25 protein-coding genes and 1 pseudogene are annotated in these 26,660 nt (G+C 58.0%); 9 read left to right on the top strand and 17 right to left on the bottom strand.

Annotated features, from left to right (window positions below; all coding sequences use genetic code 11):
• Positions 1-61: 61 nt before the first annotated feature.
• Both ACR0DG_RS06310 and ACR0DG_RS06315 read left to right on the top strand, forming a co-directional pair.
• Positions 62-1,972, top strand: coding sequence for an OmpA family protein (locus ACR0DG_RS06310; RefSeq protein ID WP_480695415.1), 1,911 nt, complete (start codon positions 62-64; stop codon positions 1,970-1,972).
• 1 nt (position 1,973) lies between these two features.
• Positions 1,974-2,294 (top strand): hypothetical protein, encoded by a 321-nt coding sequence (locus tag ACR0DG_RS06315; RefSeq protein ID WP_480695417.1) that lies wholly within the window; start codon positions 1,974-1,976, stop codon positions 2,292-2,294.
• A 1-nt stretch (position 2,295) separates the two neighbouring features.
• Here the strand turns inward: ACR0DG_RS06315 and ACR0DG_RS06320 are convergent, their stop codons facing one another.
• The 3 genes from ACR0DG_RS06320 to pgsA are packed head-to-tail and all read right to left on the bottom strand — an operon-like array spanning position 2,296 to position 3,661.
• Entirely contained in the window at positions 2,296-2,742 is a 447-nt protein-coding gene (locus tag ACR0DG_RS06320) for a molybdenum cofactor biosynthesis protein MoaE (RefSeq protein ID WP_480695419.1), read from the bottom strand.
• A 1-nt stretch (position 2,743) separates the two neighbouring features.
• Positions 2,744-2,989, bottom strand: coding sequence for a molybdopterin converting factor subunit 1 (moaD, locus tag ACR0DG_RS06325; RefSeq protein WP_010443581.1), 246 nt, complete (start codon positions 2,987-2,989; stop codon positions 2,744-2,746).
• A gap of 3 nt (positions 2,990-2,992) precedes the next feature.
• On the bottom strand, positions 2,993-3,661 hold the full coding sequence (pgsA, locus tag ACR0DG_RS06330; RefSeq protein WP_480695421.1) for a CDP-diacylglycerol--glycerol-3-phosphate 3-phosphatidyltransferase: 669 nt from the start codon (positions 3,659-3,661) through the stop codon (positions 2,993-2,995).
• Positions 3,662-3,845: 184 nt separating this feature from the next.
• On the opposite strand from pgsA, the gene ACR0DG_RS06335 reads away from it, so the two are divergent.
• On the top strand, positions 3,846-4,730 hold the full coding sequence (locus ACR0DG_RS06335) for a DMT family transporter (RefSeq protein WP_480695423.1): 885 nt from the start codon (positions 3,846-3,848) through the stop codon (positions 4,728-4,730).
• Here the strand turns inward: ACR0DG_RS06335 and uvrC are convergent.
• The 6 genes and pseudogenes from uvrC to ACR0DG_RS06365 form a co-directional block, all read right to left on the bottom strand.
• Entirely contained in the window at positions 4,727-6,601 is a 1,875-nt protein-coding gene (gene uvrC, locus ACR0DG_RS06340) for an excinuclease ABC subunit UvrC (protein WP_480695862.1), read from the bottom strand. The two genes, ACR0DG_RS06335 and uvrC, sit on opposite strands and share 4 nt — an antisense overlap.
• A 290-nt stretch (positions 6,602-6,891) precedes the next feature.
• Positions 6,892-7,674: pseudogene (locus ACR0DG_RS06345) on the bottom strand (SDR family oxidoreductase); the annotation flags it as partial.
• A gap of 18 nt (positions 7,675-7,692) precedes the next feature.
• Positions 7,693-8,655: a calcium/sodium antiporter gene (locus tag ACR0DG_RS06350; protein WP_480695425.1), complete on the bottom strand. Its 963-nt coding sequence runs from the start codon at positions 8,653-8,655 to the stop codon at positions 7,693-7,695.
• A 168-nt stretch (positions 8,656-8,823) separates the two neighbouring features.
• A complete protein-coding gene (locus tag ACR0DG_RS06355) occupies positions 8,824-9,621 on the bottom strand; it encodes a S49 family peptidase (RefSeq protein WP_480695428.1) in 798 nt (265 codons plus the stop codon).
• Positions 9,622-9,734: 113 nt separating this feature from the next.
• Complete coding sequence (locus ACR0DG_RS06360; RefSeq protein ID WP_480695430.1) at positions 9,735-10,496, bottom strand: ABC transporter permease; 762 nt, start codon at positions 10,494-10,496, stop codon at positions 9,735-9,737.
• Complete coding sequence (locus tag ACR0DG_RS06365; protein ID WP_480695432.1) at positions 10,493-11,422, bottom strand: ABC transporter ATP-binding protein; 930 nt, start codon at positions 11,420-11,422, stop codon at positions 10,493-10,495. The genes ACR0DG_RS06360 and ACR0DG_RS06365 overlap by 4 nt, the downstream gene beginning before the upstream one ends.
• Positions 11,423-11,641: 219 nt before the next feature.
• Between ACR0DG_RS06365 and ACR0DG_RS06370 the strand changes: the two genes are divergently transcribed.
• Positions 11,642-12,730 (top strand): CaiB/BaiF CoA transferase family protein, encoded by a 1,089-nt coding sequence (locus ACR0DG_RS06370; protein ID WP_480695434.1) that lies wholly within the window; start codon positions 11,642-11,644, stop codon positions 12,728-12,730.
• Positions 12,731-12,808: 78 nt separating this feature from the next.
• Here ACR0DG_RS06370 and hemE read toward each other — a convergent pair whose 3' ends face one another.
• Positions 12,809-13,843 (bottom strand): uroporphyrinogen decarboxylase, encoded by a 1,035-nt coding sequence (hemE, locus tag ACR0DG_RS06375; RefSeq protein WP_480695436.1) that lies wholly within the window; start codon positions 13,841-13,843, stop codon positions 12,809-12,811.
• A 106-nt stretch (positions 13,844-13,949) separates the two neighbouring features.
• Here hemE and hemC point away from each other — a divergent pair, with 106 nt between their 5' ends.
• Positions 13,950-14,909, top strand: a complete 960-nt coding sequence (gene hemC, locus ACR0DG_RS06380; protein ID WP_480695437.1) for a hydroxymethylbilane synthase — start codon at positions 13,950-13,952, stop codon at positions 14,907-14,909.
• A gap of 226 nt (positions 14,910-15,135) precedes the next feature.
• Here hemC and ACR0DG_RS06385 read toward each other — a convergent pair whose 3' ends face one another.
• The 7 genes from ACR0DG_RS06385 to ACR0DG_RS06415 are packed head-to-tail and all read right to left on the bottom strand — an operon-like array spanning position 15,136 to position 23,009.
• Positions 15,136-16,410 (bottom strand): aspartate aminotransferase family protein, encoded by a 1,275-nt coding sequence (locus tag ACR0DG_RS06385; protein ID WP_480695440.1) that lies wholly within the window; start codon positions 16,408-16,410, stop codon positions 15,136-15,138.
• 1 nt (position 16,411) lies between these two features.
• The gene (locus ACR0DG_RS06390; protein WP_480695442.1) at positions 16,412-17,515 is read right to left on the bottom strand and encodes a mandelate racemase/muconate lactonizing enzyme family protein; all 1,104 of its coding nucleotides are present in this window, start codon (positions 17,513-17,515) and stop codon (positions 16,412-16,414) included.
• On the bottom strand, positions 17,512-17,796 hold the full coding sequence (locus ACR0DG_RS06395) for a cupin domain-containing protein (RefSeq protein WP_480695444.1): 285 nt from the start codon (positions 17,794-17,796) through the stop codon (positions 17,512-17,514). The genes ACR0DG_RS06390 and ACR0DG_RS06395 overlap by 4 nt, the downstream gene beginning before the upstream one ends.
• Positions 17,793-18,899: a mandelate racemase/muconate lactonizing enzyme family protein gene (locus tag ACR0DG_RS06400; RefSeq protein ID WP_480695446.1), complete on the bottom strand. Its 1,107-nt coding sequence runs from the start codon at positions 18,897-18,899 to the stop codon at positions 17,793-17,795. The genes ACR0DG_RS06395 and ACR0DG_RS06400 overlap by 4 nt, the downstream gene beginning before the upstream one ends.
• A complete protein-coding gene (locus ACR0DG_RS06405; RefSeq protein ID WP_480695448.1) occupies positions 18,896-19,471 on the bottom strand; it encodes a dimethylsulfonioproprionate lyase family protein in 576 nt (191 codons plus the stop codon). Before ACR0DG_RS06405 ends, ACR0DG_RS06400 begins: the two co-directional genes overlap by 4 nt.
• Positions 19,468-20,550: an alcohol dehydrogenase family protein gene (locus ACR0DG_RS06410; RefSeq protein WP_480695450.1), complete on the bottom strand. Its 1,083-nt coding sequence runs from the start codon at positions 20,548-20,550 to the stop codon at positions 19,468-19,470. Before ACR0DG_RS06410 ends, ACR0DG_RS06405 begins: the two co-directional genes overlap by 4 nt.
• Positions 20,550-23,009, bottom strand: coding sequence for an FAD-dependent oxidoreductase (locus tag ACR0DG_RS06415; RefSeq protein WP_480695451.1), 2,460 nt, complete (start codon positions 23,007-23,009; stop codon positions 20,550-20,552). Before ACR0DG_RS06415 ends, ACR0DG_RS06410 begins: the two co-directional genes overlap by 1 nt.
• Positions 23,010-23,077: 68 nt before the next feature.
• Here ACR0DG_RS06415 and ACR0DG_RS06420 point away from each other — a divergent pair, with 68 nt between their 5' ends.
• From ACR0DG_RS06420 to ACR0DG_RS06435, 4 genes are read left to right on the top strand one after another with little or no spacing between them, the layout of a single operon-like run.
• On the top strand, positions 23,078-23,965 hold the full coding sequence (locus ACR0DG_RS06420) for a MurR/RpiR family transcriptional regulator (RefSeq protein ID WP_480695453.1): 888 nt from the start codon (positions 23,078-23,080) through the stop codon (positions 23,963-23,965).
• A complete protein-coding gene (locus ACR0DG_RS06425; protein ID WP_480695455.1) occupies positions 23,962-25,053 on the top strand; it encodes an aromatic ring-hydroxylating oxygenase subunit alpha in 1,092 nt (363 codons plus the stop codon). The genes ACR0DG_RS06420 and ACR0DG_RS06425 overlap by 4 nt, the downstream gene beginning before the upstream one ends.
• A 16-nt stretch (positions 25,054-25,069) precedes the next feature.
• On the top strand, positions 25,070-25,888 hold the full coding sequence (locus ACR0DG_RS06430; protein WP_480695457.1) for a hypothetical protein: 819 nt from the start codon (positions 25,070-25,072) through the stop codon (positions 25,886-25,888).
• A gap of 19 nt (positions 25,889-25,907) precedes the next feature.
• Positions 25,908-26,648, top strand: coding sequence for a sulfotransferase-like domain-containing protein (locus ACR0DG_RS06435; protein ID WP_480695459.1), 741 nt, complete (start codon positions 25,908-25,910; stop codon positions 26,646-26,648).
• The last annotated feature ends 12 nt before the right edge of the window (positions 26,649-26,660 follow it).

Raw genomic sequence — 26,660 nt, forward strand, 5'->3', positions numbered from 1 at the left:
ACCCCGGCGCAGGCCTCTGTAAGAGTCCTGCTCAATCACTTCAGGAGTCGACTGCCCGCACATGCGCCTGCCCTATTTTCTAGCCGTTGCCCTGATCTTTCTGGTGTCTGCCGGGCTGTCGCTGCTGGCGGCAAGCTATGCGGTCACCAAGGTCGAGGATGCTTCGGAATTTGCAGTGCGTCGCGCGCTGGATCTCAAAGGTCATGATTGGGCCGAAGTCGAATCGGATGGGTTGCGCGTGATCCTGACGGGTATTGCCGCGGATGAGGCTGCGCGGTTCAACGCGCTGACCGCTGCCGGCACCGAGGTCGACACGTCCCGCGTGATCGACCAGATGCAGGTGGCTCCGACCACGCAATTGGCTCCTCCAAGGTTTTCGGCGGAAATTCTGCGCAACGACAGCGGTATCTCGGTGATCGGACTGATCCCCGCAAGCCAAGACCGAGACGATCTTGTACAGCGTTTGCAACGTCTGGGCGGCGGGTCGGTGTCCGATCTGATGGAAACCGCCGACTACCCCAAACCTGAAGGCTGGCAAGACGCGCTGGATTACGCAATCGAGGCACTGACCAGACTGCCGCGCGCCAAGATATCTGCCAGCCCCGGCCTGGTTCGGATCACGGCAATCGCCGACAGTCAGCAGGAAAAAGAACGGCTGGAACAGGACCTGACGCGTGCTGCGCCACCCAGCCTGCGCATCGGCCTGGCAATTACGGCCCCACGCCCGGTCATCACACCCTTTACGCTGCGCTTTCTGATCGACGCCGATGGGGGGCAGTTCGATGCCTGTTCCGCACAGGATGAGAAAGGGCGCGCCGCGATTGTCGACGCCGCCCAGCAAGCCGGCATGACGGGACCCTATAGCTGTACCATCGGGCTGGGCGTGCCATCCCCACGCTGGTCTGACGCCGCGATCCTTAGCATCGGCGCTTTGGCGGAAATCGGTCAGGGCTCTGTCACCCTGTCTGATGCAGATATCACGCTGGTTGCAGCCCAAGGAACGGATGCCACAGTTTTTGATCGGGTGATTGGGGAGCTGGAAAACGCCCTGCCCGATGTGTTTGCCCTGCATGCCGTTTTGCCTGAACCTGAAGTGGACGCACCTGCTGGCCCCATCGAATTCTCGGCCACCCGCAGCCCCGAAGGTCTGGTGCAAATGAGGGGTCGGCTGGGGGATGAGACCCTGCGCGATATGGTCGACAGTTTCGCCCGCGCCTCTTTCGGGTCCGAACAGGTTTACACTGCAACACGGATTGCGCCTGACCTGCCTGCGGATTGGCCGGTTCGCGTGCTGGCGGGTTTGGACGCCCTGTCGCAGCTGCACAATGGTGCGTTGACCGTAACACCCGACAATGTCGCGCTGAGCGGCGTAAGTCATGACGCCGAGGCGAAAGCACGGATTGCCGGACAACTCTCAGACAAGTTGGGTGAGGCCCAGGAGTTCACGCTGTCGATCACCTATCAGCCACCCCCGGAACCCGAGGACAAACTGCCCGACCCAGAGCTGTGCGAGGCACAGATTGCCGAAGTGCAAGCCAGCAGCAAAATTGCGTTTGAGCCGGGTTCGGCCACGGTTGCAGCCGATTCACGCGACACCGTAAACCAGATCGCAGATATTTTGCGGGAATGCGGACCGATCCGGCTTGAGATTCAGGGACACACGGACAGTCAGGGCCGTGAAGAGATGAACCAGCAACTCAGCCAGGCGCGTGCCCAGTCGATCCTGAATGAGCTGCGTGGCCGCCGAATCCCGACGGCCAGCTATTCCGCGGTGGGTTATGGCGAGACACAGCCGATTGCCGACAACGACACCGAAGAAGGCCGTGAAGAAAACCGCCGTATCGAATTCCGCCTGATCCGGCCCGAGCCTGTTGCGAATTCGGAAACCGGGCTCGAAGCGCTTGAGGCGGACACGCAAACATCACAAGACGCGCAGCCAGACGCCGAGGAAACCGGCGCAGGGGACCAGTAAGTTGAACAGAATCGAATTCATCATCGCCACGGCCATTATCCTGTTCGGAGCCTTCTGCGTGGGCTGGTTCGCCAATTGGCTGGCCCATCGTCTGTCGCGTGTGCGCCAAAGCGACGTGGCCGATCTGGATCGCATGAGCCAGGAATTGCACGAAGCCGAAGAAACCCGGGATCAGGCCATCACCTACCTGCAACAGCGCGAAGCTGAACTGACCAATCAACTGACCCAGGCCGAGGCGGAACTGTCTGCTGCGATGGACGGTTTGCGCGCAGCCCGCCAAGAGGCCGAAGAACTGCGCGGACGCATCAACAACGCCGACTGAACTACCAACGTGTCAGGGCGTCTTCATCTTCGTCCTTGGCAGCAACCCATTCTGCACCAGAATTGGTGATTTCCTTCTTCCAGAAGGGCGCGCGGGATTTCAGGTAATCCATCAGATACTCGGCCGCCTCAAACGCATCCTTGCGATGAGGAGCGGCCGTGGCCACCATCATAATTCGATCCCCGGGCGCCAACCGCCCATGCCGGTGGATCACCAATACATCGCCCAAAGACCAGCGCGCCTGCGCCTCTTGCGCGATCTTTGCCAGCGCGCGTTCGGTCATTCCGGGGTAATGCTCGATTTCCATGACATCAAGATCGCCGCTGGCCAGATCGCGTACGACGCCGGTAAACGTTACAATCGCACCGTTCGCTGCGTCATCCCCCGCAGCAAAGGCGTTTGCCTCAGCCCCTAAATCAAAGGCGTCTTCCTGAACAACGATCCGCAAGTCAGCCACCGGTCATGGGTGGAAAGAACGCGACCTCACGCACGCCAGCAAGCGAGGCGTCGAAATCCGAAAGCTCTTGATCCAACGCCACTCGCAACGCGGAAAGATCGGCAAAAGCCGCAGCATAGCGGTCTTCGCGCGCGCTGAGCTCGGCAACAAGATCCGACACCGTGGCCGCCTGCGTTTCGACCTTTTCTTTCGGCAGACCGATGCGCTCACGCACCCAGGCGAAATACAGCACGTCCATGGCTTAGCTCTCCTTCAGATGGGGCATGGCTTTACGTAGGTAGTCGAAGCCCGTGATCAATGTCAGCGTCGCGGCAATCCACAAAAGCCACAACCCAATGCGACCCGACCAGAACATGCCCTCAAGATGCCAACGCAGGTGGTTCAGATCTTCGACCTGACCGCTCAGAACCTGATCAACGGTTGCAGGGTCCATCCCGAACGTCCCCATAACAAAGTAATGTTCGAATATACCTTGCGAGAACAGGATAGCGATTGCCACCATTTGCGCCGTGGTTTTCCACTTTGCCAGTTTGGTCACCTTGAGCGTTCCGGCCGTGTCGCCAAGATACTCGCGCAGCCCCGAGACGAAGACCTCGCGAAACAAGATCACCGTTGCGGGTAGTACCAGCCAAGGCGTCCAGCTTTCGGTCGAATACCCCACAAGGATCATCAGCGCGATAACGACCATCGCCTTATCGGCAATTGGGTCCAGCATGGCGCCGATCTTGGTTTCCTGCTTCCAGGCACGCGCCAGATATCCATCGAACCAATCCGTAATCGCCGCGGACAGGAACAGGACCAGTGCGAACCAGTCTGCGTACGGTCGCGTGAAATACAAAAACATGACTGCCAAACCGGGAGCCGCCAAAAGGCGTAATACGGTCAGGATATTCGGCAAATTCCACTTCATAACCGAAACTCTACATCGCCGGTTCCAGACATAAAAGACGAGCCTGCGAAAAACTGACCCATTCACAGGCAGTTGCAGCACTTGGTGTCAAAGGGTCGCAATCCCCCGCAACGGGCCAGATACGGCTTGGCCCGGGACGGCTTTGCGGTCAGATTGGCGGTTCCCGGACTACAGATCGCACCCCATGACCACGCATATTCAAACAGATCCACGGTCAAACCTAGTCGGCAGCCTTTGGATGATCGCTGCAATGGCTTTGTTTGCGCTAGAAGACGCGCTGATCAAAAGTGCCTCGGCTTCGATTCCGATTTGGCAGGTGCTGGTCTTGTTTGGCGCAGGCGGCTCTGTGATCTACGCGGCCGTTGCTGTGGTGCGTGGAACGCGCCTGTTTCAACCCGATGTGCTGTCGCGCCCGATGAAGGTGCGCGTGGTTTTCGAAATTCTGGGACGGTTGTTTTATGTGTTGGCCATCGCGCTGACGCCCTTGTCTTCGGCCACGGTGATTTTGCAGGCAACGCCGCTTGTGGTGGTCGCCGGAGCGGCACTGGTGTTTGGCGAAACCGTCGGCTGGCGAAGGTGGAGCGCCATTCTGATTGGCTTGCTCGGCGTCGTGATTATCATCCAACCGACCGGAGACAGTTTTACGGCGCTGTCGATCCTTGCCGTGCTGGGCATGCTGGGCTTTGCCGGACGGGATCTCGCCAGCCGCGCCGCGCCCGCGTCACTTGGGACCGAGGTGCTGGGTTTTTATGGCTTCTTGTGCATCATCGCCGCCGGGCTGGCCTACCGTTTCTGGGAAGGCACGCCGTTGCAACCGCTGACACCGCACGTAAGCCTCCACCTGAGTGGGGCAATTCTGATGGGGGTCATGGCCTATGCCTCGCTTATGAAAGCAATGCGCACGGGCGAGGTATCTGCGGTCACACCGTTTCGCTACTCACGCCTGCTGTTCGGAATTGGACTGGGCGTGGTGATGTTTGGCGAGCGTCTTGACCAGACCATGTGGATCGGGTCGGCGCTGATCGTTGCCTCGGGCCTCTATATCCTGTGGCGCGGTCGACGCGCCTAACCTTTGTCGTGGAAAAAATCGTAAACCTTCTGGGCCAACCCGGCTGAGATCCCCTCGACCGCCTTCAGGTCCGCCAGGTTCGCACGGCTTACGGCTTTGGCGCTGCCGAAATGGGTCAGCAAGGCCCGCTTGCGCGCGGCCCCGACACCGGGGATTTCATCCAACGGAGTCGCCCCCACAGCCTTGGCACGCTTCGCGCGATGGGTGCCAATCGCGAACCGGTGCGCCTCGTCCCGAAGGCGCTGGATGAAATAGAGCACAGGGTCGTTGCGTTTCAGAGCAAAAGCGCGTTGACCCATTCGGTGAAATTCTTCTTTGCCGTGATCGCGGTCCACCCCTTTGGCGACCCCAACCATCGGGATGTCTTCAACCCCGTGCTTGACCATGATCTCATGCACCGCACTCACCTGCCCGGCACCGCCGTCGATCAGCAAAAGGTCGGGCCACATGCCTTTTTCGCGGTCTGGGTCTTCTTTTTGCAGGCGGGTAAAGCGGCGGGTCAGAACCTCTTTCATCATGCCGAAATCATCGCCGGGGGTCAGGTCATCACCGCGAATGTTGAACTTGCGATAGGCGTTTTTCATGAACCCCTCGGGGCCGGCCACAATCATCCCGCCCACCGCGTTGGTGCCTTGGATATGAGAGTTATCGTAGACCTCGATCCGTTCAGGCGGTGTATCCAGATCAAATGCTTCGGCCACACCACGTAGCAGCTTGGCCTGTGTCGCACTTTCCGACATACGCCGCGCCAGCGACTCGCGCGCGTTACGCAAGGCCCCCGCGACCAGTTCCTGTTTCTCGCCCCGTTGCGGGACAAGGATTTCCACCTTGCGCCCGGCTTTCTCGGACAGGGCTTCCTGCATCAGATCGGCGTTCTCGATACCGTCTGACAGGATCAGTTGGCGAGGTGGTTCCTTATTGTCGTAGAACTGACCCAGGAAGGCCTCCATCACCTCAGCCGGAGATACATCGGACCCGACCCGAGGGTAGAAATCCTTGTTCCCCCAATTCTGATTGGCGCGGATAAAGAACACCTGCACACAGGCCTGTCCGCTGTCCATATACAGCCCGATCACATCCGCCTCGGCCACGCCACGCGGATTGATACCCTGAGAGGTCTGCACCTGCGTCAGCGCCCGGATACGGTCGCGCAGGCTGGCGGCGCGTTCGAACTCCATGGCCTCGGACGCTGCCATCATCTGTTCGGCCAGCTCTTCCTGCACCTTGGTCGAGCGCCCCGACAAGAAGCGTTCGGCATCCTTGACGCTTTCGCGGTAGTCATCCTCGGAGATCAACCCGACGCACGGCCCAGAGCACCGCTTGATTTGATACAGCAGACAGGGCCGCGTGCGGCTGTCGAACATCGAGTCCGAACAATTGCGCAACAGGAACGCCTTTTGCAGCTGGTTCAGCGTTCGGTTCACCGCCCCCGCGCTGGCGAAAGGGCCGAAATAGGCACCCTTTTCCTTTTTGGCTCCGCGATGTTTCTTGATCTGTGGAAAGCCGTGATCCTTGGCGACCAGAATATTCGGAAAGCTTTTGTCGTCGCGCAGCAGCACGTTGTATTTCGGCTTGAGCTGCTTGATCAGGTTCTGTTCCAGCAGCAGCGCCTCGGTCTCGGTCCGAGTGGTCAGAAACATCATCGACGCGGTCGATGCGATCATCTTCTCGATCCGGCCCGAATGGCCGGGGCGCGTATAATTCGACACCCGCGCCTTGAGATTACGCGCCTTCCCAACGTACAGAACACGACTGTCCGCATCCAGCATTCGGTACACGCCCGGAGAGCTGTCCAGCGTTTTTACATAAGCCTGAATGCAGGCATACCCGGTCGGATGTGTTTCAGTATGTGATTCTGTTGGGGTCGTCATGGGCCTGAGATATGATTCCCTGTCCATGGCTGCAATCTTGAGCGCCCCAGATCAAGAGAAAACAAATCCACGGTTTCTGTGGATAAGTATGAAGATAAGTTTCCGGGTATCCCGATTTTCCCTTAATTCCTTGTACATTCGTTGATTTGCACAAAAAATAGGCGGCATATTAAGCTATTGTTTTTAATCATTATTTTTTATTACACATGGCAAGTGCATGAAAAAAAAGACATTTTTGTAACGCGCAGGTAACGGAAATGAGAGCGGTGCAAAACTTGTAGCTGAATTACTTATTCAACACCAAGAATGTCTGGTGTTTTCCAAGCCAAATGCTGTCCGCCGTCGACACATAAAAGCTGTCCCGTCACAGCCTGAGCGTCCAGAAAATAGCCCAGCGCGGCCGTGATATCCGAAGGGTTCGCCCCACGCTCCAACACGGTGTTCATACGCTGCGCTTTGAAATGTTCTTCGCTTTGACGGTGCCCCTGCATGGTCGGACCGGGGCCGATCCCATTCACACGTATGGCCGGCGTCAGGGCTTGCGCCGCTGTGCGGGTCAAAGCCCACAAACCCATCTTGGCGATCGTGTACGACATGAACTCGGGCGTCAGTTTCCGCACGCGCATGTCGACCATATTCACGATCAGACCTGTTGCAACGGGTTCGCCCGCCTCGTCCGTTTCAGGCTCTAGTCCCTGACCAGCCATCGCTTGTGTCAACACAAAGGGTGCGCGCAGGTTACTGTCCAGATGGCGGTCCCAGCTTTCACGGTTCGCCGTCTGAATGTTGTCATACTCGAATATGGACGCGTTGTTGACCAAACAGGTCACAGCGCCCCCCAATGCCTCTGCCGCGCGGGGCAAGAGGGCCTGAACCTGTTCTTCGTCAAGCAGGTCAGCCTGCAGCGCAACTGCGTTACGGCCCATGGACTTGATCTCGGCCACGACTTCGGACGCCGGTTCCTCTGACGAGGCGTAATGAACCGCCACATCATACCCACGCTGCGCCAGATACAGGGCCATAGCCCGGCCAAGACGGATTCCGGCACCGGTTACCAAGGCTCGGGTCATGTGGGTTTCCTTTTTGTCACGTCACGCCAGCAGAGAGATAACGTAGACCGCGTACAGCAGTGTCAACGCAAACCCCCAGCCGCGGGTGATATCTTTTTTGAAGAAAACAAACGGGATCAGCAACAGCGATGCACCCAGCATGACCCACAGATCAAACTGCAGGAATTCCGGGTCGACCGGAATAGGTCCGACCATCGTCGCGATCCCGACAATGGCCAGCAGGTTGAACATGTTTGACCCAATGACATTGCCCAACGCCACGTCCGCCTGACGGCGCAAAGCCGCCATCACCGTTGTCGCAAGTTCCGGCAGAGACGTGCCAACAGCAACCAGTGTCAGGCCTATCACCGTTTCACTGACGCCATAGGTCCGCGCAATGATCGTTGCATTGTCGACCAAAAGATGCGCGCCCATCGGCAGGCCGATCAGGCCCAGAACCAGATAAATGGTTATCTTCCAGTACGGCATGTTGGGGTCGGCTTCTTCCAAACCGTCCAGTTCTTCGTCATCCGCACAAGCTTCGCCGCAGGCTTTTCTGTGCGCATGGGCTTCGCGGAAGGCATTCCACAATACCAAAGCCAAGGCCGCAAGAAGGATAACCCCGCTGTACATGTTGAACACGCCGCCAAAGGCCAGCACGATAAACAGCACTGTCGCCAACAGCATGAAGACGTAATTCTTACGACTGTCGCACTCACTGGTGTGTAATGTGGCCAATAGTGCTGGCACGCCCAGAACCAGCAGGATGTTGGCCGTGTTCGAGCCAACGACATTTCCCAATGCAATGCCGGGTGCGTTTTCCTGAATCGCGCTGATTGCGATCAGCAGTTCAGGGGCCGAGGTCCCGAAAGCGACGATCGTCAAGCTGACGATCAGAGCCGGCACGCCCAGACGCAGGCTCAGGTTTACCGCCCCACGTACAAGCGCATCCCCTGCCAGTAGCAGGATCAGCAACCCGAGGCCGGACAACAGCCATGCCGTCATGTACGGCCTCCTTTTTCGCAAGCGCACGGGCCCTTGCCGATCCTGAAACGCCCGCAACGCGAACAGCGGGAAGATTGCAGCCTCTTTTGCCCAGGAAAGCGCAGCTTGCCGAACATCGCCAAAACGCCCATGGCAATCAGGAAGAGGGAGACAATCTTGATAATCACGTCACAAACCGAAACGCGCGTAAGCGGCGCGCTCCTCAAGCCCGGCTATTGCGTCTTGCGCCAATGAGGCGCCAAACCGTGACCAGAAGGGTTTGCGCAACCCATAGCGGCGGAATTTAACTTTGTCGCCAAACCGCGCCTGCAACATCGGTTTCAGATGCGCGATGCCGTCGATCAGCCCAAGCTCTTGCGCGCGGCGCGCCAGCCAGATTTCTCCGGTGAAGAGGTCCTGACTTTCATCCAGCTTGTCGCCGCGGCGCGCTTTGACATGTCGGATAAAATTGTCGTGAATATCGGCCAACAACCCCTCCAGCCGCGCGACATCCTCTTTCTTTTCCGGAGAGAACGGGTCGAGCATGGATTTCGACTGACCCGCAGTGTGTACGCGCCGCTCGATACCCTGACGCTTGAGCAGCACATGTGCACCAAACCCTGACGAGATCACCCCGATCGAGCCCAGCACCGAACTGTCATCAGCGTAAATCTCATCCGCGGCAGCGGCCAGCCAATACCCACCCGATGCAGCGACATCCTCGACAAAAGCTATGACAGGTACGTTCAAATCCTCAGATAACCTGCGGATTCGCGAACCAATGAGTGAACTTTGAACAGGTGATCCGCCGGGCGAATTGATCTCAAGCGCGACGGCGACCGGTTTTCCTTTTCGGAATGCCTTCTCAAGAACGGGCGCCAAAGACGTATCTGACATCGACCCGCGCCCGGCCATTCCGATTGCTCCGGATAGGCGAACAACTGCGACGCAAGGTTGCTTTTTGATGAAGGGCAGGCTGAGTTTCATGGGTGCCGATGTAGAGTGCGGCCAACAGGTAAACAAGGGACGGGTTGAACGTTAGATGCAGCGGAAACACATTTCCCGGCGTCAACGGGCAAAAATGCAACGCAGGTCAAAGCCTAACTCCGGATGCGCCAACCCGTTCTGAATATCCATCCAATGATCCCCAGACACAGTCCGGTAAAGGCGACAATAGCCAGCAGGCTGAACCCGATCGGCACATCCGCAAGCCCATAAAACGACCACCGAAACCCCGAGATCAAATAGACCACCGGGTTGAACAAAGTGATCGTCTGCCACACTGTCGGAAGCATCGAGATCGAGTAGAATGTCCCCCCCAGAAAAATAAGAGGCGTTACGACAAGCTGGGGCACCAGAGACATCTGTTCAAAGTTGCTGGCCCAGATACCGATGATAAACCCCAATAGTGAAAAACTGAGACAGGTCAGCACCAGAAACGCGACCATCGCAACCGGGTGCTCGATCCGCAAGTCCACAAAGAAGGTCGCCGTGATCAGAATAACCACACCCACAAACAGCGACTTTGTCGCCGCGGCGCCAACGTAACCAATGACGATTTCGATAAAATTGACCGGGGCCGATAGTAGCTCGTAGATCGTTCCCAGAAATTTCGGGAAATAGATCCCGAAAGACGCGTTCGAAATGGCCAACATGACCACCGACAACATGATCAGCCCCGGCACGATGAACGCGCCATATGATACGCTTTCGACCTCTTGAATGCGACTGCCAATGGCCGTGCCGAAAACGACAAAGTAAAGCGAAGTCGACAAAACCGGCGACAGAAAACTCTGCGCCAATGTGCGAAAGAACCGGGCCATTTCGAACCGGTAGATGGCGGCAATGGCGGTCCAGTTCATGTGGAATCTCCGGAAACCAGATTGACGAAAATCTCTTCTAGGCTGGACTGCCGGGTCTGAACGTCCCGCAAAACCAGACCGGCGTTAGCCACATCGTTCAACAGCGTCGTAATGCCGGTACGATCCGCATGTGTGTCATAGGTGTAAACCAGAACGTCCCCGTTTCCTTTCAGCGTCAGATTATGGGCTGAAAGACCGGGCGGAATGACCTCAATGGCCTCGGTCAGCATGACTTCGATCTGTTTCTTGCCCATCTGCGCCATCAGCGTGTCCTTGTCCTGCACCAACAGCAATTCACCCTGATCGATAACGCCGACACGGTCGGCGATGGCCTCGGCCTCTTCGATGTAATGGGTGGTCAGGATAATGGTGACACCAGCCTGTTTCAATTCGGCCACGATCTCCCACATGTCCTTGCGCAGCTCCACATCAACGCCTGCGGTCGGCTCATCCAGAAACAGCACCCGCGGTTCATGCGCAAGGGCTTTGGCGATAAGCACCCGGCGTTTCATACCTCCGGACAATTCCTTGATAGCACTCTTGCGTTTGTCCCACAGCGATAGTTTGCGCAATATCTGCTCGAGATGCGCGTTGTCGGCCCCATACCCGAACAGCCCCCGCGAAAACCGCACCGTGTTCCAGACCTTTTCAAACGGCTCAAGTGCGATCTCTTGCGGCACAAGCCCGATCATGCGGCGGGCTGCGCGAAAATCTGTCTGAATGTCGTGACCGCCAACCGTAACGGTCCCTGAGGTCGGCGTGGTAATCCCACATATCGTCGAAATCAGCGTTGTTTTTCCGGCGCCATTCGGACCCAGTAGCGCCAGTATCTCGCCTTGCTCGATGTCGAGTGACACGCCTTTCAGCGCCTCGAACCCTCCGGCGTAGGACTTCCGCAATTCTCTGATAGACAGAATAGTCGACATGCACTTTCCCCGTTCTGGCCGCGACACTACCTTGGCGGCACCACGCCGAACAGGCCCATTCCTCTCTTTCGACTTGATAGGCTTTCAGATCGCACCTTGGGTGCGCTTGACCCGACAGCGGCAGTGGATGAGCAAACGCTGATCCCCCAGATAAATCCCGCGAATCCGCACTTGCATTTTCAGGACCAGCCCAAGAACCTGCCAAAAAGGAGTGGCAAAATGCTGAACGGTTTCCGCGTTGTCGAATTCGAAGGGCTGGGTCCGGGACCATTCGCCGCCATGCAGTTGGCCGATATGGGTGCCGACGTGATCACCATCCATCGCAAAGGTCAGCCTGTAACGCCGGGAATGCCGGAACAGTCTATTTTGGACCGGGGCAAGCGTTCGATCGCACTTAATCTCAAAGACACTGACGATCTGGAGGCTGCGCGCGATCTGATTGCAACCGCCGATGCCCTGATCGAAGGTTTCCGCCCCGGTGTGATGGAAAAGCTGTGCCTCGGGCCAGACGCCTGCCGCGACCTGAACCCAAAACTGGTCTACGGCCGCATGACGGGCTGGGGTCAGGAAAGCCCGCTATCCGCGTCTGCCGGCCATGACCTGAATTACATCGCGATGTCCGGCGCCCTGTGGTACGCGTCTGCCCCCGGCGACACGCCCCAAACACCAGCCACGCTGGTCGGTGACATAGGAGGAGGCGCAATGTACCTGGTGACAGGCCTCCTCGCCGGGTTACTCAACGCCCAACGAACGGGCCAAGGTACCGTTGTGGATGCCGCAATCTATGATGGCTCGGCTCATATGATGAACCTGTTGATGAGCATGCGCCAAACCAACAACCTGTCCGAAACACGCGGACACAGCCTGCTCGACGGCCCACACTGGAGCCGAACTTATGCCTGCGCTGATGGCGGGTTCATATCCGTACAATGCCTCGAGCCGAAGTTCTATGCGTGCTTCCTGGCCCTTCTCGACCTCGACACTGATCCGGAATTTGCCCGGCAATATGACCTTGATGCGTGGCCACGCTTGACGGAAAGACTGACGCTGATCTTTGCGTCCAAACCAAGAGATGAATGGGCAGCATTATTCTACGGCACCGATGCCTGCGTGGCGCCCGTTCTCTCACCCAATGAGGCGCAAAACCACGCTATGAACGCCGCGCGTCAGGCCTGGGTCGACAACGATGGAAATATGCAGGCAGCGGCAGCTCCGCGCTTCTCGGCCTTCGAATGGCACCCGCGACATAGCCCCAGACGCGGGGAGCACACGCAAGAAATCCTTTCAGAACTCCGAAACAAAGGCTGATCCGCCCCTTCATCTGGCTAAAAATATCCCGGGGGATGAATTGGCCATAGGCCAAGAAGGGGGCTGGCCCCCTTTTTCCTAGAGGCCTCGCACCGTATCAATCATCAGTTTGACATTTTCCGGGTCCGCATCCGGCGTGATCCCATGACCTAGGTTGAAGATATGCGGCCCATTGGAAAACGCCTGAACAATTTGGCGTGTCTCGTCAACCAACGCCTGCCCACCTGTCACCATATGAGACGAGGCCAGATTTCCCTGCACACACCCGTCTACCTGCACATTCTGCGCGGCCCAGTCCGGCGAGACTGAGTTATCAAGTGCCACACAATCCACACCGGTTGCTTTGGCAAACCCGACATAGCCTTTGCCCGCCTCACGTGGAAAACCGATTACAGGAATGCCTGGATGACGCTCTTTGATGGCCTGGGTGATCACGCGGCAAGGCTCAACGGCGTATTTGGTAAATGCCTCACCTTTCAGGGAACCCGCCCAGCTGTCGAATATCTTGACCACTTCGGCACCGGCTTCGATCTGGGCTGACAGGTATTCAATCGTGGCCAGCGTGATCCGCTCCAGCAATGCTTCGAACAGAGCCGTGTTTTCTTCACGCAACGCATGTGCTGGCCCCTGGTCCGGCGTGCCCCGACCCGCAATCATATATGTCGCCACAGTCCAGGGCGCGCCCGCAAACCCGATCAGAGTTGTCTCGGATGGCAACTCACGCGAAAGAATGCGGACCGTTTCATAGACGGGCGACAGAGTGTCGTGAATGGAATCGACCGGTTTCAGCGCATCGAACTCTGCTTGCTGAGTGATGGTAGAGAGGCGCGGCCCCTCCCCAGTAACGAACCAAAGATCGGCCCCCAAGGCCTGCGGCACCAGCAAGATGTCCGCAAACAAGATCGCGGCATCGAACCCATAGCGACGGATCGGCTGCAAGGTTACCTCAGCCGCAAGCTCGGGATTGTAGCACAGCGAAAGAAAGTCACCGGCCTGAGCACGCGTCGCGCGGTATTCCGGCAAATAGCGTCCTGCCTGCCGCATCATCCAGATCGGTGGCACATCCTGCACTTCACCCGCCAGTGTCCGCAGTAGCTTTTTCGTCTCGGCCATCTTTGCCCCCAATCATCCGGTTTCCGTCACGGGTCATCTTTCGGCGGCAATTTGTCAAGCCATGCCCCCATTGTCAGGGCAATGTGACGCGACTAAAGCTGGGCACATGACGTTGACCCTGCCCTCCCCCGACTCACCGCTCAAGATCGGCACGCGCGGATCGCCTCTGGCGCTCGCACAAGCCTATGAAACCCGGCAGCGCCTGGGGACTGCTTTTGACCTGCCTGAAGACGCGTTTGAAATCGTCGTGATCAAAACCACGGGCGACAACCGCGCCATGATCGACGCGGACCGCCCGCTGAAGGAAATCGGTAACAAGGGCCTTTTCACCAAGGAAATCGAAGAGGCGATGCTGCGGGGCGATATCGACATCGCAGTACACTCCACCAAGGATATGCCGGTCGCGCAGCCGGAAGGTCTGATACTGGACACGTTCTTGCCGCGCGAAGATGTGCGCGACGCCTTTATCTCTCCCACCCTCAGCTCAATCCACGATCTGCCTCAAGGGGCCGTCGTTGGGACATCGTCGCTGCGTCGTCGGGCGCAATTGCTGAACCGGCGGCCCGATCTGAACGTGGTTGAGTTTCGGGGCAACGTGCAGACACGTCTGCAAAAGCTGGCCAATGGCGTCGCTGATTGCACCTTTTTGGCGATGGCCGGAATTCGTCGCCTGGATATGGGCGAGGTTCCAGCCACGGCCATTGCACCCGAAGATATGCTGCCCGCAATCGCCCAAGGTACAATCGGCATCGAACGGCGCATTGACGATTCCCGCGCAGCGGGAATGCTTGAGGCTATTCATCACGACGAAACCGGCCAAAGACTTGCCGCCGAACGGGCGCTGTTGGCTGCTTTGGATGGCTCTTGTGAAACGCCAATTGCGGGATTGGCAGAGATTTCCGGTGGGCAAATGCGCCTGCGCGGCGAAGTATTGCGACCGGACGGTTCCGAGGCGATTTCCGAAGATCTCACGGGTGCCATTGAAGATGGCACAGCTATGGGCCGCGATATGGCTCAAACACTGTTGGACAAGGCCGGTCCCGGCTTCTTTGATTGGAGAAATTGAAGAAAAATTCACATAATGTGAACTACTTCACTGCCGACCTCGCGATCATCGGGCATTAAGGTGTCATACCGATTGAGAAGTCGGGTTGGTCTCGAAAAAGTCGAAAGTTTGTAAGTCTGTCCGTTTTTTAAGTGGTATTCGAGGGGGCGAGACCCAACCCTGAGATCCGATCTGTAAGGGCCGCTGTCACTATCTGACAGCGGCCCGTTTCTTTTATTCTGACAACTTAGCTGGCGATAACCTGCACTGCCGTCTCGATCGCGTCCCGCGTCTGTTGCAGGTCGGCTTCGGTCACGGCGAGTGACGGGTAAAGCTTACCCGGAGATTTGAAGATACCACTCGCCCGTAAGCTGTTGTTGTACGCCGCGTTACGCTGGGGGTCGTCATGCCGGGCACTGCGATAATCGCGGCATGGGGCGTCCGTAAAGTAAATATCAAACAGGGTTTCATCACCGCAGACCTGATGCGGAATACCCGCTTCAGTCAGCGCGTCCACCTGCATCTTTTGCAGCGCTGCTCCGGTTTCCCGAAGCCGGTCATAAACCCCGTCGCGCCGTAGCACTTCCATCGTCTTCAACCCCGCGACCGAAGCAACGGGGTTGCCTGACAAGGTCCCCAATTGCATTAACCACCCGCCTTCTCCGACCTGGTCTTTGTCGAAATGCTTCATGATATCGGCGCTTGCGCCCAGCGCTGCCAGAGGAAAGCCGCCTCCGATAATCTTGCCAAGCGTGCAGATGTCCGGGGTCACGCCGTATTTTTCCTGTGCGCCGCCATAGGCCAGGCGGAACCCGGTCACGATCTCATCAAAAATCAGCAGAACGTTATGTTTGTCGCACAGATCCCGCAGGCCCTGCAGGTAGCCGGGCAACGGCGGGATGATCCTTTGCAATGGCTCGACCATGATCGCGGCAATATCTTGATGTTCGTCCAGCAGCACCGCGACGGCATCGAGGTCGTTGAAGGGCGCGATCAACATCTGCTCGGCCACACTGTCGGGAATACCCGCGCTGTCAGGCACAGCTTGCGGGAAATTGACCTGTCGGCTGGGGGCAAGGCTCATTTGCGCCTCGGCACTCATGCCATGATACCCACCTTCAAACTTCAGGATCTTGTTGCGGCCCGTATATGCCCGGGCCAGCCGAATGGCGTACATATCCGCCTCACCACCTGAGGCTACAAATCGCACCTGCTCGCAGCAGGGAACCGCTGCGACGATCGCCTCTGCCAGTTCGACACCTTTGGCATTGTTGGCAAAAAAGGTCATCCCCTTGGGAAGTTGTTCAAGCACCGCTTCCATGACTTCAGGGTGTCCATGTCCCAACAGCATGGGGCCAGAGCCGATCAGATAGTCGATGTATTCGTTGCCATCCTCATCCCAGACCCGACTGCCATCGCCTCGGGCAATGATGATACCGGGGTCGAAATTGCCGAACCCTCCGGCGGGCAGAACTTCGTTCGCGCGGCTGATCCATTCGGATTGAGTATTGATCTTGAGCATCTCACACGATCTCCAATATCGGGGAACCAAGGATGTCCAGATCAGGCGTAACGCCCAGACCGGGACCTTCGGGCGGAGAAATCCTGCCGTCTTTTCGGGTTGGCGCATCAGGGCAGATGCGTGGTGAAACATAGGAAGACAGATCGCAGGTATTCAACAGTGACCCAATTGGGGTCGAGGCTGCAAAATGTAGCGAAGCTGCGGTAACGACGTCCGACCCCCACGTGCATTCAGCACAGATTTCAGCCCCCAGATGCACGGTCAAATCCCGCGCACGACGCATTGCTGACAACCCGCCAAACTTTGAGAGCTTAAGCGCCACGGCGTCCATGCACCGCAGCTCGTGCGCCCTTAATAGCGACGCCAAATCATGCGCATTTTCGTCGATCTTCATTGGCAGACCTGTGGCCTGTCGAACCGCCGCGCAATCTTCGAGCGTTTTGCAGGGCTGTTCCAGCATCACATCCAGATGCGCCACCGCGCGACCTGTTCTTGTGGCCTGCAGACGTGATGCGCCACAGTTCCAGTCGCCGTATACCAGCGGTCCATGACCCACGGCTTCGCGCACTTTGATCAGACGTTCGGCATCAGCTTGCCAATCACCCTCGACCCCCAGCTTGACCTGAAATTGCCGTATGCCCGTTTGATACGCCGTCTTTGCGATCCGCGCCATGTCATCCGGAGCAATGCAGGTAATCGAGTGGTAAAGGGGCATATCCTTGCGCGTTCGCCCGCCGAGCAGCGCGTAAACCGGTTGGCCCGTTGCTTTGCCGAACAAGTCCCACAGGGCGATATCAACCGCGGATTTTGCGTAGCGATGACCTTGCAGGAACCCATCAAGCTTGCGCATCGGCGCATCCGCACCGAACGGGGACATGCCAAGAACCTCAGGCCCCATTTCAGCGACTGCGGCCGGAACACCATCGGCATAGGCCGGCAGGTAATGGGGAATTGGGCAAACCTCTCCCCACCCTTTCAGGCCGGTATCCGTTTCAAGGCAAAGGACGTGCGATTTGACCGTTGCACAGGTCTTACCCTCGGCCATGTGATAGGTCTCATGGCTGGTCAGATCCGTCGACCAAAGGGTGATCGCGGATATCTTCATTTCAGTTCCATTTCGACAAAAGACATTGGTGCGTCTGCACTATTGATCACGTTGTGTTCGACGCCTTCATCCCGGCGATAGGCCGTTCCGACCGGGACGGTCACCTCGTTGACCGACCCGTCGGGCATTTCCAGACGCATATGGCAATCCGTTATCGCGGTGATCACATAATCCATCTCGTGACGGTGCCACCCCGTCTCTGCACCCGGTGCAAAGTCGAACCGTGTCACGCGAACGCGGGCATCGTCGACCAATTGTGTCGCGACAGCTTGGGGTCTCATATCCTGTACTCCTCAACCGGTGCGCCAAGGCTTGTGAAATCGGGGGTTACACCCAACCCCGCACGATCTGATGCATAGAGCTTTCCATCACGCGAAACAGGCCCGCCGATGCCGGTTGACCGCGTGTTGTAATTCATCAGATCCGTGGTGTTTTGCAGGTATTCCTCGGGCGTAGAGGCCGCGAAATGCGCAACAGCCGAGGTCGCGATTTCCCCACCCCAGGTGTCTTCGCTGACCACGGGGATCCGGTTCTCGACCAGATAGTCACGCACGCGCCGGGCCTTACTCAACCCACCGAGGTTAGAGATTTTCAGACAACAGATTTCGGCCCCACGATCAGCGACGATGCGTTGGGCCATCTGCAATCCGGTCACGCATTCATCCAACTTCATCGGTTGCTCGGCGACACGGCGCACTTGCTGGCATTCTTCATAGGTCCGGCAAGGCTGTTCCAGGATATAGTCCAGATCACGCGTCGCCCGCGCCACTCGGATCGCGTTGTCCACTCGCCAACCCTGATTGGCGTCCGCCATTGCTTTTTCCCCCGGCTGCAAAAGCGGAACCGTCGTTTTGATACGCTCAATATCCGTGACCCAATCGCCACCGACCTTGACCTGAAACTGGCGGTAGCCCTGATCTCGGTAGGTGTTCATTTCGGCCACGGTCTCATCCACGGCTTTCTGTGGCGCGACCCGATACATCGGGGCCCCATCGGTCAGCTTGCCGCCCAACAACATCCAGACCGGTTGATCACAGGCCTGCCCCAGAATGTCCCAGCAGGCGGCGTCGAAAGGGGCTTTGGCGTATCCATGCCCTTGCACCAGATGATCCATCAGCTGTTCGACGCGCCCGACCTGCCGCGGGTCTTCGCCCAACAGTTTCGGTGCAACCAGACGCGCCAGCGCTCTTACACCCTCGGAATGAGCCACCATGTAATTCTCGCCACAGGGCGTGAACTCACCACAACCCTGCAGACCCGCATCAGTGTCTATCACAACAACTGAGGCAGTGGCCGTTTCTATGGCATTTCCCGCCCCCCAGACATAAGCGCCGCCCGCATAGGGCAACGCGGTCTGATAGACACGTATGCGGGTGATCTTCATGCTGCATCCATCTGGGGTAATGCGCCCAGCCCATCACCGCGCCACAGCACATAGGTCAGGATGGGACGATCTGTCGTTGTCATTGCGTGACTTTGCCAACTGGCGTGCAGGCGGGTTTGGTTGGGTTCAAGATTGGCCTCATTTCCCGCAACCTTGAACCGAGCCCCGCCCGAGACGATCAGGTACAGTTCCTCGGCTTGATGGCTGTGCCAGTCATAGTTCAGCCCTTCGCCCCAAAACGCGACGTAGCCGCGCAATGTGTTGGTCACAAAATGCCCCGTCGGACCAAACAGTTCATAGTATCCAAACCGGTTCAGGAAATCCGCGCCAACCTCATCCTCGGTATAGGTCAGCTTCCAGTGCGCCAGATGTGCCGTTGCTTTGATCGCTTCGGCCAGCGCTCTGGTCGGCGCATCCTCTGTTTCGATCGCTTGTACCAGCGGAACCGCAGGGATCGGGTTCGGAGACAATTCACCCGGTTGCAAGTCTTCGGGCCACTCCCCGAATGCGCACAAATCTGGGTGTGCGTGGTGCAGCTGTTGCGCGGCTTTTAAAACGTCATCCATATTCATGGGATCACCACAATATTCCCAGTATGTTTCTTGGCAATGAAAGCTGCCTGCGCCTCGCGTAGATCCTCTAAGGGGTAAGTCGCTGCGAGGGCGGGTTTGATTTCTCCACTCTCGATATATTTCACAAGGTTCTGCATGACCTGAGGGTCGATCACCGTTGAGCCTGTGAATGTCAGGTCACGCAGATAGAAAGTACGCAAGTCGAACTCGACAATTGGACCCGCGATGGCGCCAGAACATGTATACCGGCCGCCGCGCTCAAGAACGTCGATGAGTTTGGCCCAGTAGGGGCCGCCAACTACATCTGCCACAACAGTGATCTTTTCGGTTCCAAGTGCAGTTTTCAGATCATCTGGTGCGCGTGGCAGGATCAGGTCGGGGCCCAGTTCAGCCACATCCGCGTGTTTCGCCTCGGACGCCATCGCAATGACGCGCGCGCCGCGTCGTTTGGCCAGCTGAACCAACGCACCACCCACGCCGCCCGAGGCACCGGGCACCAGAACCGTATCTTTGTCGGTGACGTTGGCTCGGGTCAGCATGCCCTCAGCCGTGGAATAGGAACATGAGAATGTGGCCAGCTCTGCGTCAGACAGGTCCGAGGTGATTGGTATAGCGTTAACTGCCAAGGTCGTGGCGTATTCGGCAAATCCCCCGTCCCGCTCGGATCCGAAATAGCCTGTCTTGTCCATGTTTCCGGGATCGGCAGGATCGCGCAGCCAGCCATCGGTGATCACGCGCTCGCCAATGCGGGCGCTATCCACGCCTGCGCCGACGGCAACGATCTCACCGCAGATATCCGCACCCTGAATGCGCGGGAAAGTGATCGGGGTGCCGCCCCAGGTCGGGTCTTCTTCCCCGACCTCTTCGAACGCGCCGCCGGTGGTCGCGTCGGTCACGGTTTTCGAGTACCAACCCGAGCGCGTGTTCACATCGGTATTGTTCAAACCGCAGGCGGCGACCTTGATCAACACCTCTCCGGCGGCTGGGTCCAGGCGGGGCCAGTCCGGATGAAGGACCATCTGCTCCAGACCGCCATGGCCCATTGTGACCATGGCTTTCATTGTATCCGGCAGAGACATCAGGCGGTCTCCAATACGGCGTCGGTTCTGGGCAGCAGACTCTGCGGGTCATAGGCCGGCTCGCCCAGCACTCGCGCTGCGCGTGGCGTCCCGTGGATCACAACCTCAAGAGATGTACCTGGCGCAGTTGCTTCGGGTTTGATGTAGGCAAACGCCAGAATTTTACTGACCGTATGCCCGTAAACCACCGACGCTGTCGAACCGACGACGCGACCGTCCATCATGACGGCCTCGCCACCATGGCCATCAATCTCACCATCCGGTTCGATTTCCAGATAGGCGCAAACCCATGGCATATCGGTATTCAGGGTCTTGTCCTTACCCAGATAGTCCTTGTCCGTGCGGGCAAAGCGCAGCACGTCGGCCTCGGCCAGAGTGACCTCATTGGTCAGTTCTCCTGCGCCTTTAAAGCCCTTCTCCATCCGCATCACGTTCATGGCAAAGCTGCCGTAGTCGCTGATGCCATGCGGCTCACCCGCCGCCCAAAGCGCGTTGTAAACATCGAGACAGGCGGCGTTCGGCATGTGCAACTCCCAACCCAGCTCGCCAGCGTAAGACATGCGGAAGGCCCAGACCTTGTGGCCCGCGATGGTGATTTCCTGCGCAGATAACCAGCGGAACCCCGCATTGGTCAGATCTGCATCCGTGCAGCGTGCCAGAACTTCGCGCGCGCGGGGCCCGTTCAGCGACAAGGCTGACCAATCGGACGAAAGGGCGACGATGTCGACAGAATTTTCGTCGAAAATTCTTGCCCCGCGCAAGTGATCCAGCAGGCGCTGTTCGAAAAACGCGGCGCAGACCAGATAGAAGCGGTCTTCGGCCATGCGGACAATCGTGGTCTCCAGCTCGATGCGGCCCCGGCGGTTCAGCATATGGGTCAGGGTGATTGAGCCAACCTTTTGCGGCATCCGGTTCGCGGTCAGGTGGTCCAGCAGCGCATAGGCCCCCGGACCTGAGACCTCGACCTTGGTAAAGGCCGTCACATCCATGATGCCGACACGTTCGCGTACCGCTTTGACCTCGGCCGCGACCATGTCGTCGGCAGGCGTGCGGCGGAAGGAATAGTGATCGCGCTGCTCTACCCCATCCCGCGCGAACCAGCGAGGGCGTTCGAAGCCGTAGACTTCTTCATGCACCGCGCCCTTGGATTTCAGCAACTCATAGAGCGGCGACGGTTTGATCGGACGACCCTCCAACCGGTTGAAATGCGGAAAGGGGATTTCGTGGCGCAGGCAGTAATCTTCCTCGGCCTTGATCACCTGCCAGCCCTTGGTGGCATAGCTGCCGAACCGGCGCGGATCGAACTCGCGCATCGAGATATCGGCGGCCCCATGCACCATCCAGCGCGCCAGCTCACGCGTCAGACCCGGCCCCCAGCCAATACCGATCTGTGTCCCGCAGCAGCACCAGTAGTTTCGCACACCCGGCGCGGGCCCGATCAGAGGGTTGCCGTCTGGCGGGTGCGAGATCGCCCCGTGCACATCGCGCTGAATGCCCAACTCGGCAAAGATCGGCATCCGGTTCAGGCTTTCCTCAAGCCACGGCATCACCCGGTCGTAGTCGGCATCGAACAGCCAGTTCTCGTATTCCCACGGACAATGGTCATGCCAGACCGAGTTCGGGTTCTCCTTCTCATAAATCCCGATCAGCCCGCGCTGCTGTTCCATCCGGATATAGCCCGAGACCTTACGGTCATCGCGGATCACCGGCAGTTCCTTGTCCAGATTCTGGAATTCGGGCACCGGCTCGGTGACGAAATAATGGTGGGTCATCGAGGTCATCGGGAGCTGCAGCCCCGACCATTCGCCCATCTGGCGCGCATAAGTGCCGCCCGCGTTCACCACATGCTCGCAGGTGATGGTGCCCATCTCGGTTTCGACCACCCACTCACCACTCTCGGCCTGCGTGATGTTGGTGGCGCGGCAGTTGCGGAAGATGCGGACGCCCTTTTGGCGTGCACCCGCGGCCATCGCCATGGTCACATTGGTTGGATCGACGTGCCCATCATCCGGCGTGTACAGCGCGCCCAAGACCCCGTCGAGATTGTAGAACGGATGCAGCTCGGCCACCTTCTCAGGGCCCACCAATTCGATGTTGAACCCCAACGACCGGCCCACCGACAGGGTGTGGCGCAGCCAGTCTATCTCATCCTCGGTATAGGCCAGACGGAACGAGCCGCAGCCATGCCATGTCACAGGCTGGCCCGTTTCAGCCTCCAACGCGCCGGAGTAGAGACCGATGTTGTAGTCCACGCATTTCCCCAGCCCAAAGCTTGAGGTCGAATGCGTGATCTGGCCCGCGGCGTGCCAAGTGCTGCCGCTGGTCAACTCGGCCTTTTCCAAAAGGACGGTATCATGACCCCACCCTTCGTGACCCAGATGGTAGGCCAGACCGACCCCCATAACTCCTCCACCCACAATGACCACGCGGGTGTGTGACGGCAATTCGTTCCCGGACATGATTTTTCCTCTTCCCGAGTCGCTTTTCTGCTCGACAGGCTAATTCCACATTTGTACCATCGTCAATCATGAATGACACAAATGTATCATCAATCGTTCTTGACCGCCTGACCGAGGAATGGGACGCCCTGACGCCCGAAGCGCAGAAAGCAGCGCGTTATGTGCTGGAAAACCCAACGGATGTTGGGGTTTCAACCGTGCGCGAGATCGCCGAGGCGGCCAAAGTCAAACCCAACACTTTTGTCCGCATGGCGCGGCAAGTCGGGTTCAACGGATACGAGGATTTCCGCGCTCCGTTCCGCGATGCGATTCGGCGTGGGAACGTCTCGTTTCCCGATCGAGCCAAATGGCTGCAGGATATCGGCAAGTCCGGAGAGCTGGGCGGCCTCTACGCGGATATGATCGGTGCGACAATCCGCAATATCGAAGAGACCTTTGCAGGGATCGACGCGACACGCCTGAAGGCCGCTGCCGAGGATATCTGGAATTGCCGTCAGATTTTCACGCTTGGCGTCGGCGTCAATAACGCCAATGCACGGAATTTCACCTATCTTGCCTCAACCGGCATGAAACAATTCCACGCCATACCGCGCCCGGGATCGACACCCGTAGACGATCTGGCCTGGGCCGATGATCAGGACGTCCTGATCGCAATGACCTGCCACCCCTATCGCACCGAAGTCATCGAGGCAGTCAAACTGGCCCGAGAACAAGGGATGACCGTGGTCAGTATATCCGACAGCCCCGCCAGCCCTGTCATCCTTAATGCGCATCATGGCTTTGTCATTGCAGTCGACACACCACAATTCTTCCCGTCCTCTGTCTCGACCATCGCGCTGCTTGAGACGTTGCTATCCTTTGTGATCGCCGTCGCCAGCGACGAAATCGTCGAGCGGGTGGAACGGTTTCATCAACGCAGACACCAGCTTGGCATCTACGCGGAGGAGCCCGAATGAATGCCCACCTGACCCATTCACTGGACGCCCGATATTATACCGACCCCGCCATCTTTCAGCAGGAGATGCAGGGGCTACTGGCCCGAACATGGCAATTCGCAGGGCATGTTGCACAGGTGCGCGAGCCCGGCGATTACTTTGCGTTCGAGATCGCCGGACAAGGCCTGTTTTGCATTCGTGGCCGGGACGGTGAAATTCGCACTTTCTACAACGTCTGCCAACACCGCGCGCATGAGATGGTCACAGGCGCTGGCAACACGCGCGTCGTGGTCTGCCCCTACCACGCGTGGACGTATGAACTGACAGGCCATCTGCGCGCCGGACCCAACATCAAATCCGTCCCCGGCTTCGACCGCAGCGCCATTTGCCTGACCTCGGTCCGGACCGAAGTGTTCAACGGCTTTATCTTCGTCAATCTCGACGATGACGCCGCGCCTATGGATGAATGGTACCCCGGCGTACGCGAAGAAATTCGCGCGTTTGTCCCGCATATTGACGATCTTGAGCCGCTCGAATGGGTCGAGATTCCCGAAAAATGTAACTGGAAAGTCAGTATCGAGAATTACTCGGAATGCTATCACTGCCCCACCAACCACCCGACCTTTGCTGAGGGCGTGGTAAAGCCCGAAACCTATGACATTCAACCGGATGCTGGTGGCGGTTACGTCCTGCGTCACACGACCGAGTGTCAGAGCCTCGATAAAATGACCTATCCCATCGACCTGTCGGTGCCCCATGCGGGCGACTATCAGTCGTGGTTCCTGTGGCCCATGTTCTCATTCCAGTGCTATCCGGGCAATGTTCTGAACACCTATCACTGGCGTGCGGACGATGCAGATCACTGCACCGTTTGGCGCGGCTGGTTCACCGAAGGCGGGTCTGAGAGCGCCGTGATCCGGCAACTGGCCATCCAAGATCGCGAAACAACGGTCGAAGAGGATATCCATCTGGTCGAGAGCGTCCACCGCGGCCTGAAATCGCGCGGCTATCGCCCCGGCCCACTGGTCCTGGATCCCGGCTGCGGAGTGATGTCGGAACACTCGATTGCCAAGCTGCAACAATGGATGCGCGAAGCGGTTGATCCGTGACGACAGGTGATGCCACATGCTGATGCCCGAAGAATGGCACCCCGAACACAAGCTGTTCCCCTATCAGGTGGGCTTTACCAGCCCGCCGTTTGACTTTGACGCAGCGCCATCGGATTTTCTGCGCATTTGCCCCGAAACTGTCGGTGTTCATGGCTGGATGCTGCACGTACCAGATTACGTGCACGGGCTGGACCAGCGGAGACAGAACTTTGGCATGCTCGAGGATTTCGTCCATTGCATGTCGCGCAATGGTGTCGATGTTTGCGGACAAGTCGGGTCCAACTGGGTGCACGCTTGTGGGTTGGGCGTTGATGGTGTTCGCCAGCATTGTGAAAACCTGTCCGACAAATACGGCACACAGTTCCATATGGCCGGCTATGCCATGGTCGAAGCCCTGCGTGAGATGAACGTCGAAAAAGTCGCCCTGAACGCGGCCTACCATTGGCCGGAATGGTGGCGCGGGACAGTGGGGTTCCTGCAAGAGGCCGGATTCGACGTCTTATGGGCCGGCAATTTCCACGATCAGGGTTGGTTCGAAACACAGGAACAGGTGAATGATCATCGCTGGGTTTTTGATGGTGATCTGGCGTTGAAAAGCTTTGAATATGTCGCTGAAAAAGCACCCAGTGCCGACGCGATCCTGATCAACGGTATGTGCAACTTCCGCAGCGGTCTGAACGGGCTGCCACAACGACCCCTGCATCTGGTCGACGAGCTGGAGGCCGCTTTGGACAAACCAGTGATCGGTCACGACATTGCGCTCTACTGGCGCATCTTCAAATCGCTTGGTGTAACTCCTGCGCAGCCACCCGGGCGATTGCTTAGGCAGCTCTAGCAAAAAGGACCACGGCAGCATGCAAAAGATTCTTGCGCTTTGGGCAGTGCCAAGATCCACCTCGACCGCATTTGAGTGGATGATGCGTCAACGCGGCGATCTGGAATGCTTGCACGAACCCTTTGGCGAAGCATGGTATCAGGGGGAAGACCCTCTCTGGCACCGGTTTCAACCCGGTGACGTCACCACACCCGGTCTGACGCTTGAGACGGTTTGGCAAGATATTCAGGAACGCGCCGAAAAAGGCCCGGTCTTCATCAAAGACTTCCCTCATTACATCAACCATATGTGGGATGCCGCGTTCCTTTCCCATTTCAATCATGCCTTCCTGATCCGCGATCCGGCAAAGACGATAACCTCAATGTACAAACACTGGCCCGACTTTGCCGAAGGTGAGGTTGGCTTTCCCGAACAGCGCGCCCTGTTCGACCTGCTAACTGCCCTGAACGGAACACCCCCACCCGTGATCGATAGCGATGATCTGTTGGAGAACCCGCACAGGATGACGCAACGGTTTTGCGAAACGGTCGGCATCCCCTTTATCGAGGACGCCCTGCACTGGGAGGCGGGCGGAGACCCTGCGGCCCATAGCTGGTGGGACGGTGGCTCGTTTCACGCCAATCTCGCCAAGTCGACCGGGCTGACCCCACAGCCGCGCAAACACATATCGATCACAGATGCGCCGGATCGGGTCAAACAGGTGTACCGGCGGATGAAACCGCATTACGACCATCTCTATAAGCATCGCCTGAAAGACTGAACGACCGGGAGA

It is taken from the genome of Ruegeria sp. BG8 (assembly GCF_056538325.1).

Coding starts and splice junctions, on each gene's coding strand:
- ACR0DG_RS06425 (WP_480695455.1), top strand. CDS start 23,962: ATGAATGCCCACCTGACCCATTCACTGGACGCCCGATATTATACCGAC.
- ACR0DG_RS06430 (WP_480695457.1), top strand. CDS start 25,070: ATGCTGATGCCCGAAGAATGGCACCCCGAACACAAGCTGTTCCCCTAT.
- moaD (WP_010443581.1), bottom strand. CDS start 2,989: ATGGACGTGCTGTATTTCGCCTGGGTGCGTGAGCGCATCGGTCTGCCG.
- uvrC (WP_480695862.1), bottom strand. CDS start 6,601: ATGACGACCCCAACAGAATCACATACTGAAACACATCCGACCGGGTAT.
- hemE (WP_480695436.1), bottom strand. CDS start 13,843: ATGGCCGAGACGAAAAAGCTACTGCGGACACTGGCGGGTGAAGTGCAG.
- ACR0DG_RS06390 (WP_480695442.1), bottom strand. CDS start 17,515: ATGAAGATATCCGCGATCACCCTTTGGTCGACGGATCTGACCAGCCAT.
- ACR0DG_RS06415 (WP_480695451.1), bottom strand. CDS start 23,009: ATGTCCGGGAACGAATTGCCGTCACACACCCGCGTGGTCATTGTGGGT.
- ACR0DG_RS06395 (WP_480695444.1), bottom strand. CDS start 17,796: ATGAGACCCCAAGCTGTCGCGACACAATTGGTCGACGATGCCCGCGTT.
- ACR0DG_RS06310 (WP_480695415.1), top strand. CDS start 62: ATGCGCCTGCCCTATTTTCTAGCCGTTGCCCTGATCTTTCTGGTGTCT.
- ACR0DG_RS06420 (WP_480695453.1), top strand. CDS start 23,078: ATGAATGACACAAATGTATCATCAATCGTTCTTGACCGCCTGACCGAG.
- ACR0DG_RS06400 (WP_480695446.1), bottom strand. CDS start 18,899: ATGAAGATCACCCGCATACGTGTCTATCAGACCGCGTTGCCCTATGCG.
- ACR0DG_RS06360 (WP_480695430.1), bottom strand. CDS start 10,496: ATGAACTGGACCGCCATTGCCGCCATCTACCGGTTCGAAATGGCCCGG.
- hemC (WP_480695437.1), top strand. CDS start 13,950: ATGACGTTGACCCTGCCCTCCCCCGACTCACCGCTCAAGATCGGCACG.
- ACR0DG_RS06405 (WP_480695448.1), bottom strand. CDS start 19,471: ATGAATATGGATGACGTTTTAAAAGCCGCGCAACAGCTGCACCACGCA.
- ACR0DG_RS06365 (WP_480695432.1), bottom strand. CDS start 11,422: ATGTCGACTATTCTGTCTATCAGAGAATTGCGGAAGTCCTACGCCGGA.
- pgsA (WP_480695421.1), bottom strand. CDS start 3,661: ATGAAGTGGAATTTGCCGAATATCCTGACCGTATTACGCCTTTTGGCG.
- ACR0DG_RS06350 (WP_480695425.1), bottom strand. CDS start 8,655: ATGACGGCATGGCTGTTGTCCGGCCTCGGGTTGCTGATCCTGCTACTG.
- ACR0DG_RS06385 (WP_480695440.1), bottom strand. CDS start 16,410: ATGCTCAAGATCAATACTCAATCCGAATGGATCAGCCGCGCGAACGAA.
- ACR0DG_RS06335 (WP_480695423.1), top strand. CDS start 3,846: ATGACCACGCATATTCAAACAGATCCACGGTCAAACCTAGTCGGCAGC.
- ACR0DG_RS06435 (WP_480695459.1), top strand. CDS start 25,908: ATGCAAAAGATTCTTGCGCTTTGGGCAGTGCCAAGATCCACCTCGACC.
- ACR0DG_RS06410 (WP_480695450.1), bottom strand. CDS start 20,550: ATGTCTCTGCCGGATACAATGAAAGCCATGGTCACAATGGGCCATGGC.
- ACR0DG_RS06370 (WP_480695434.1), top strand. CDS start 11,642: ATGCTGAACGGTTTCCGCGTTGTCGAATTCGAAGGGCTGGGTCCGGGA.
- ACR0DG_RS06355 (WP_480695428.1), bottom strand. CDS start 9,621: ATGAAACTCAGCCTGCCCTTCATCAAAAAGCAACCTTGCGTCGCAGTT.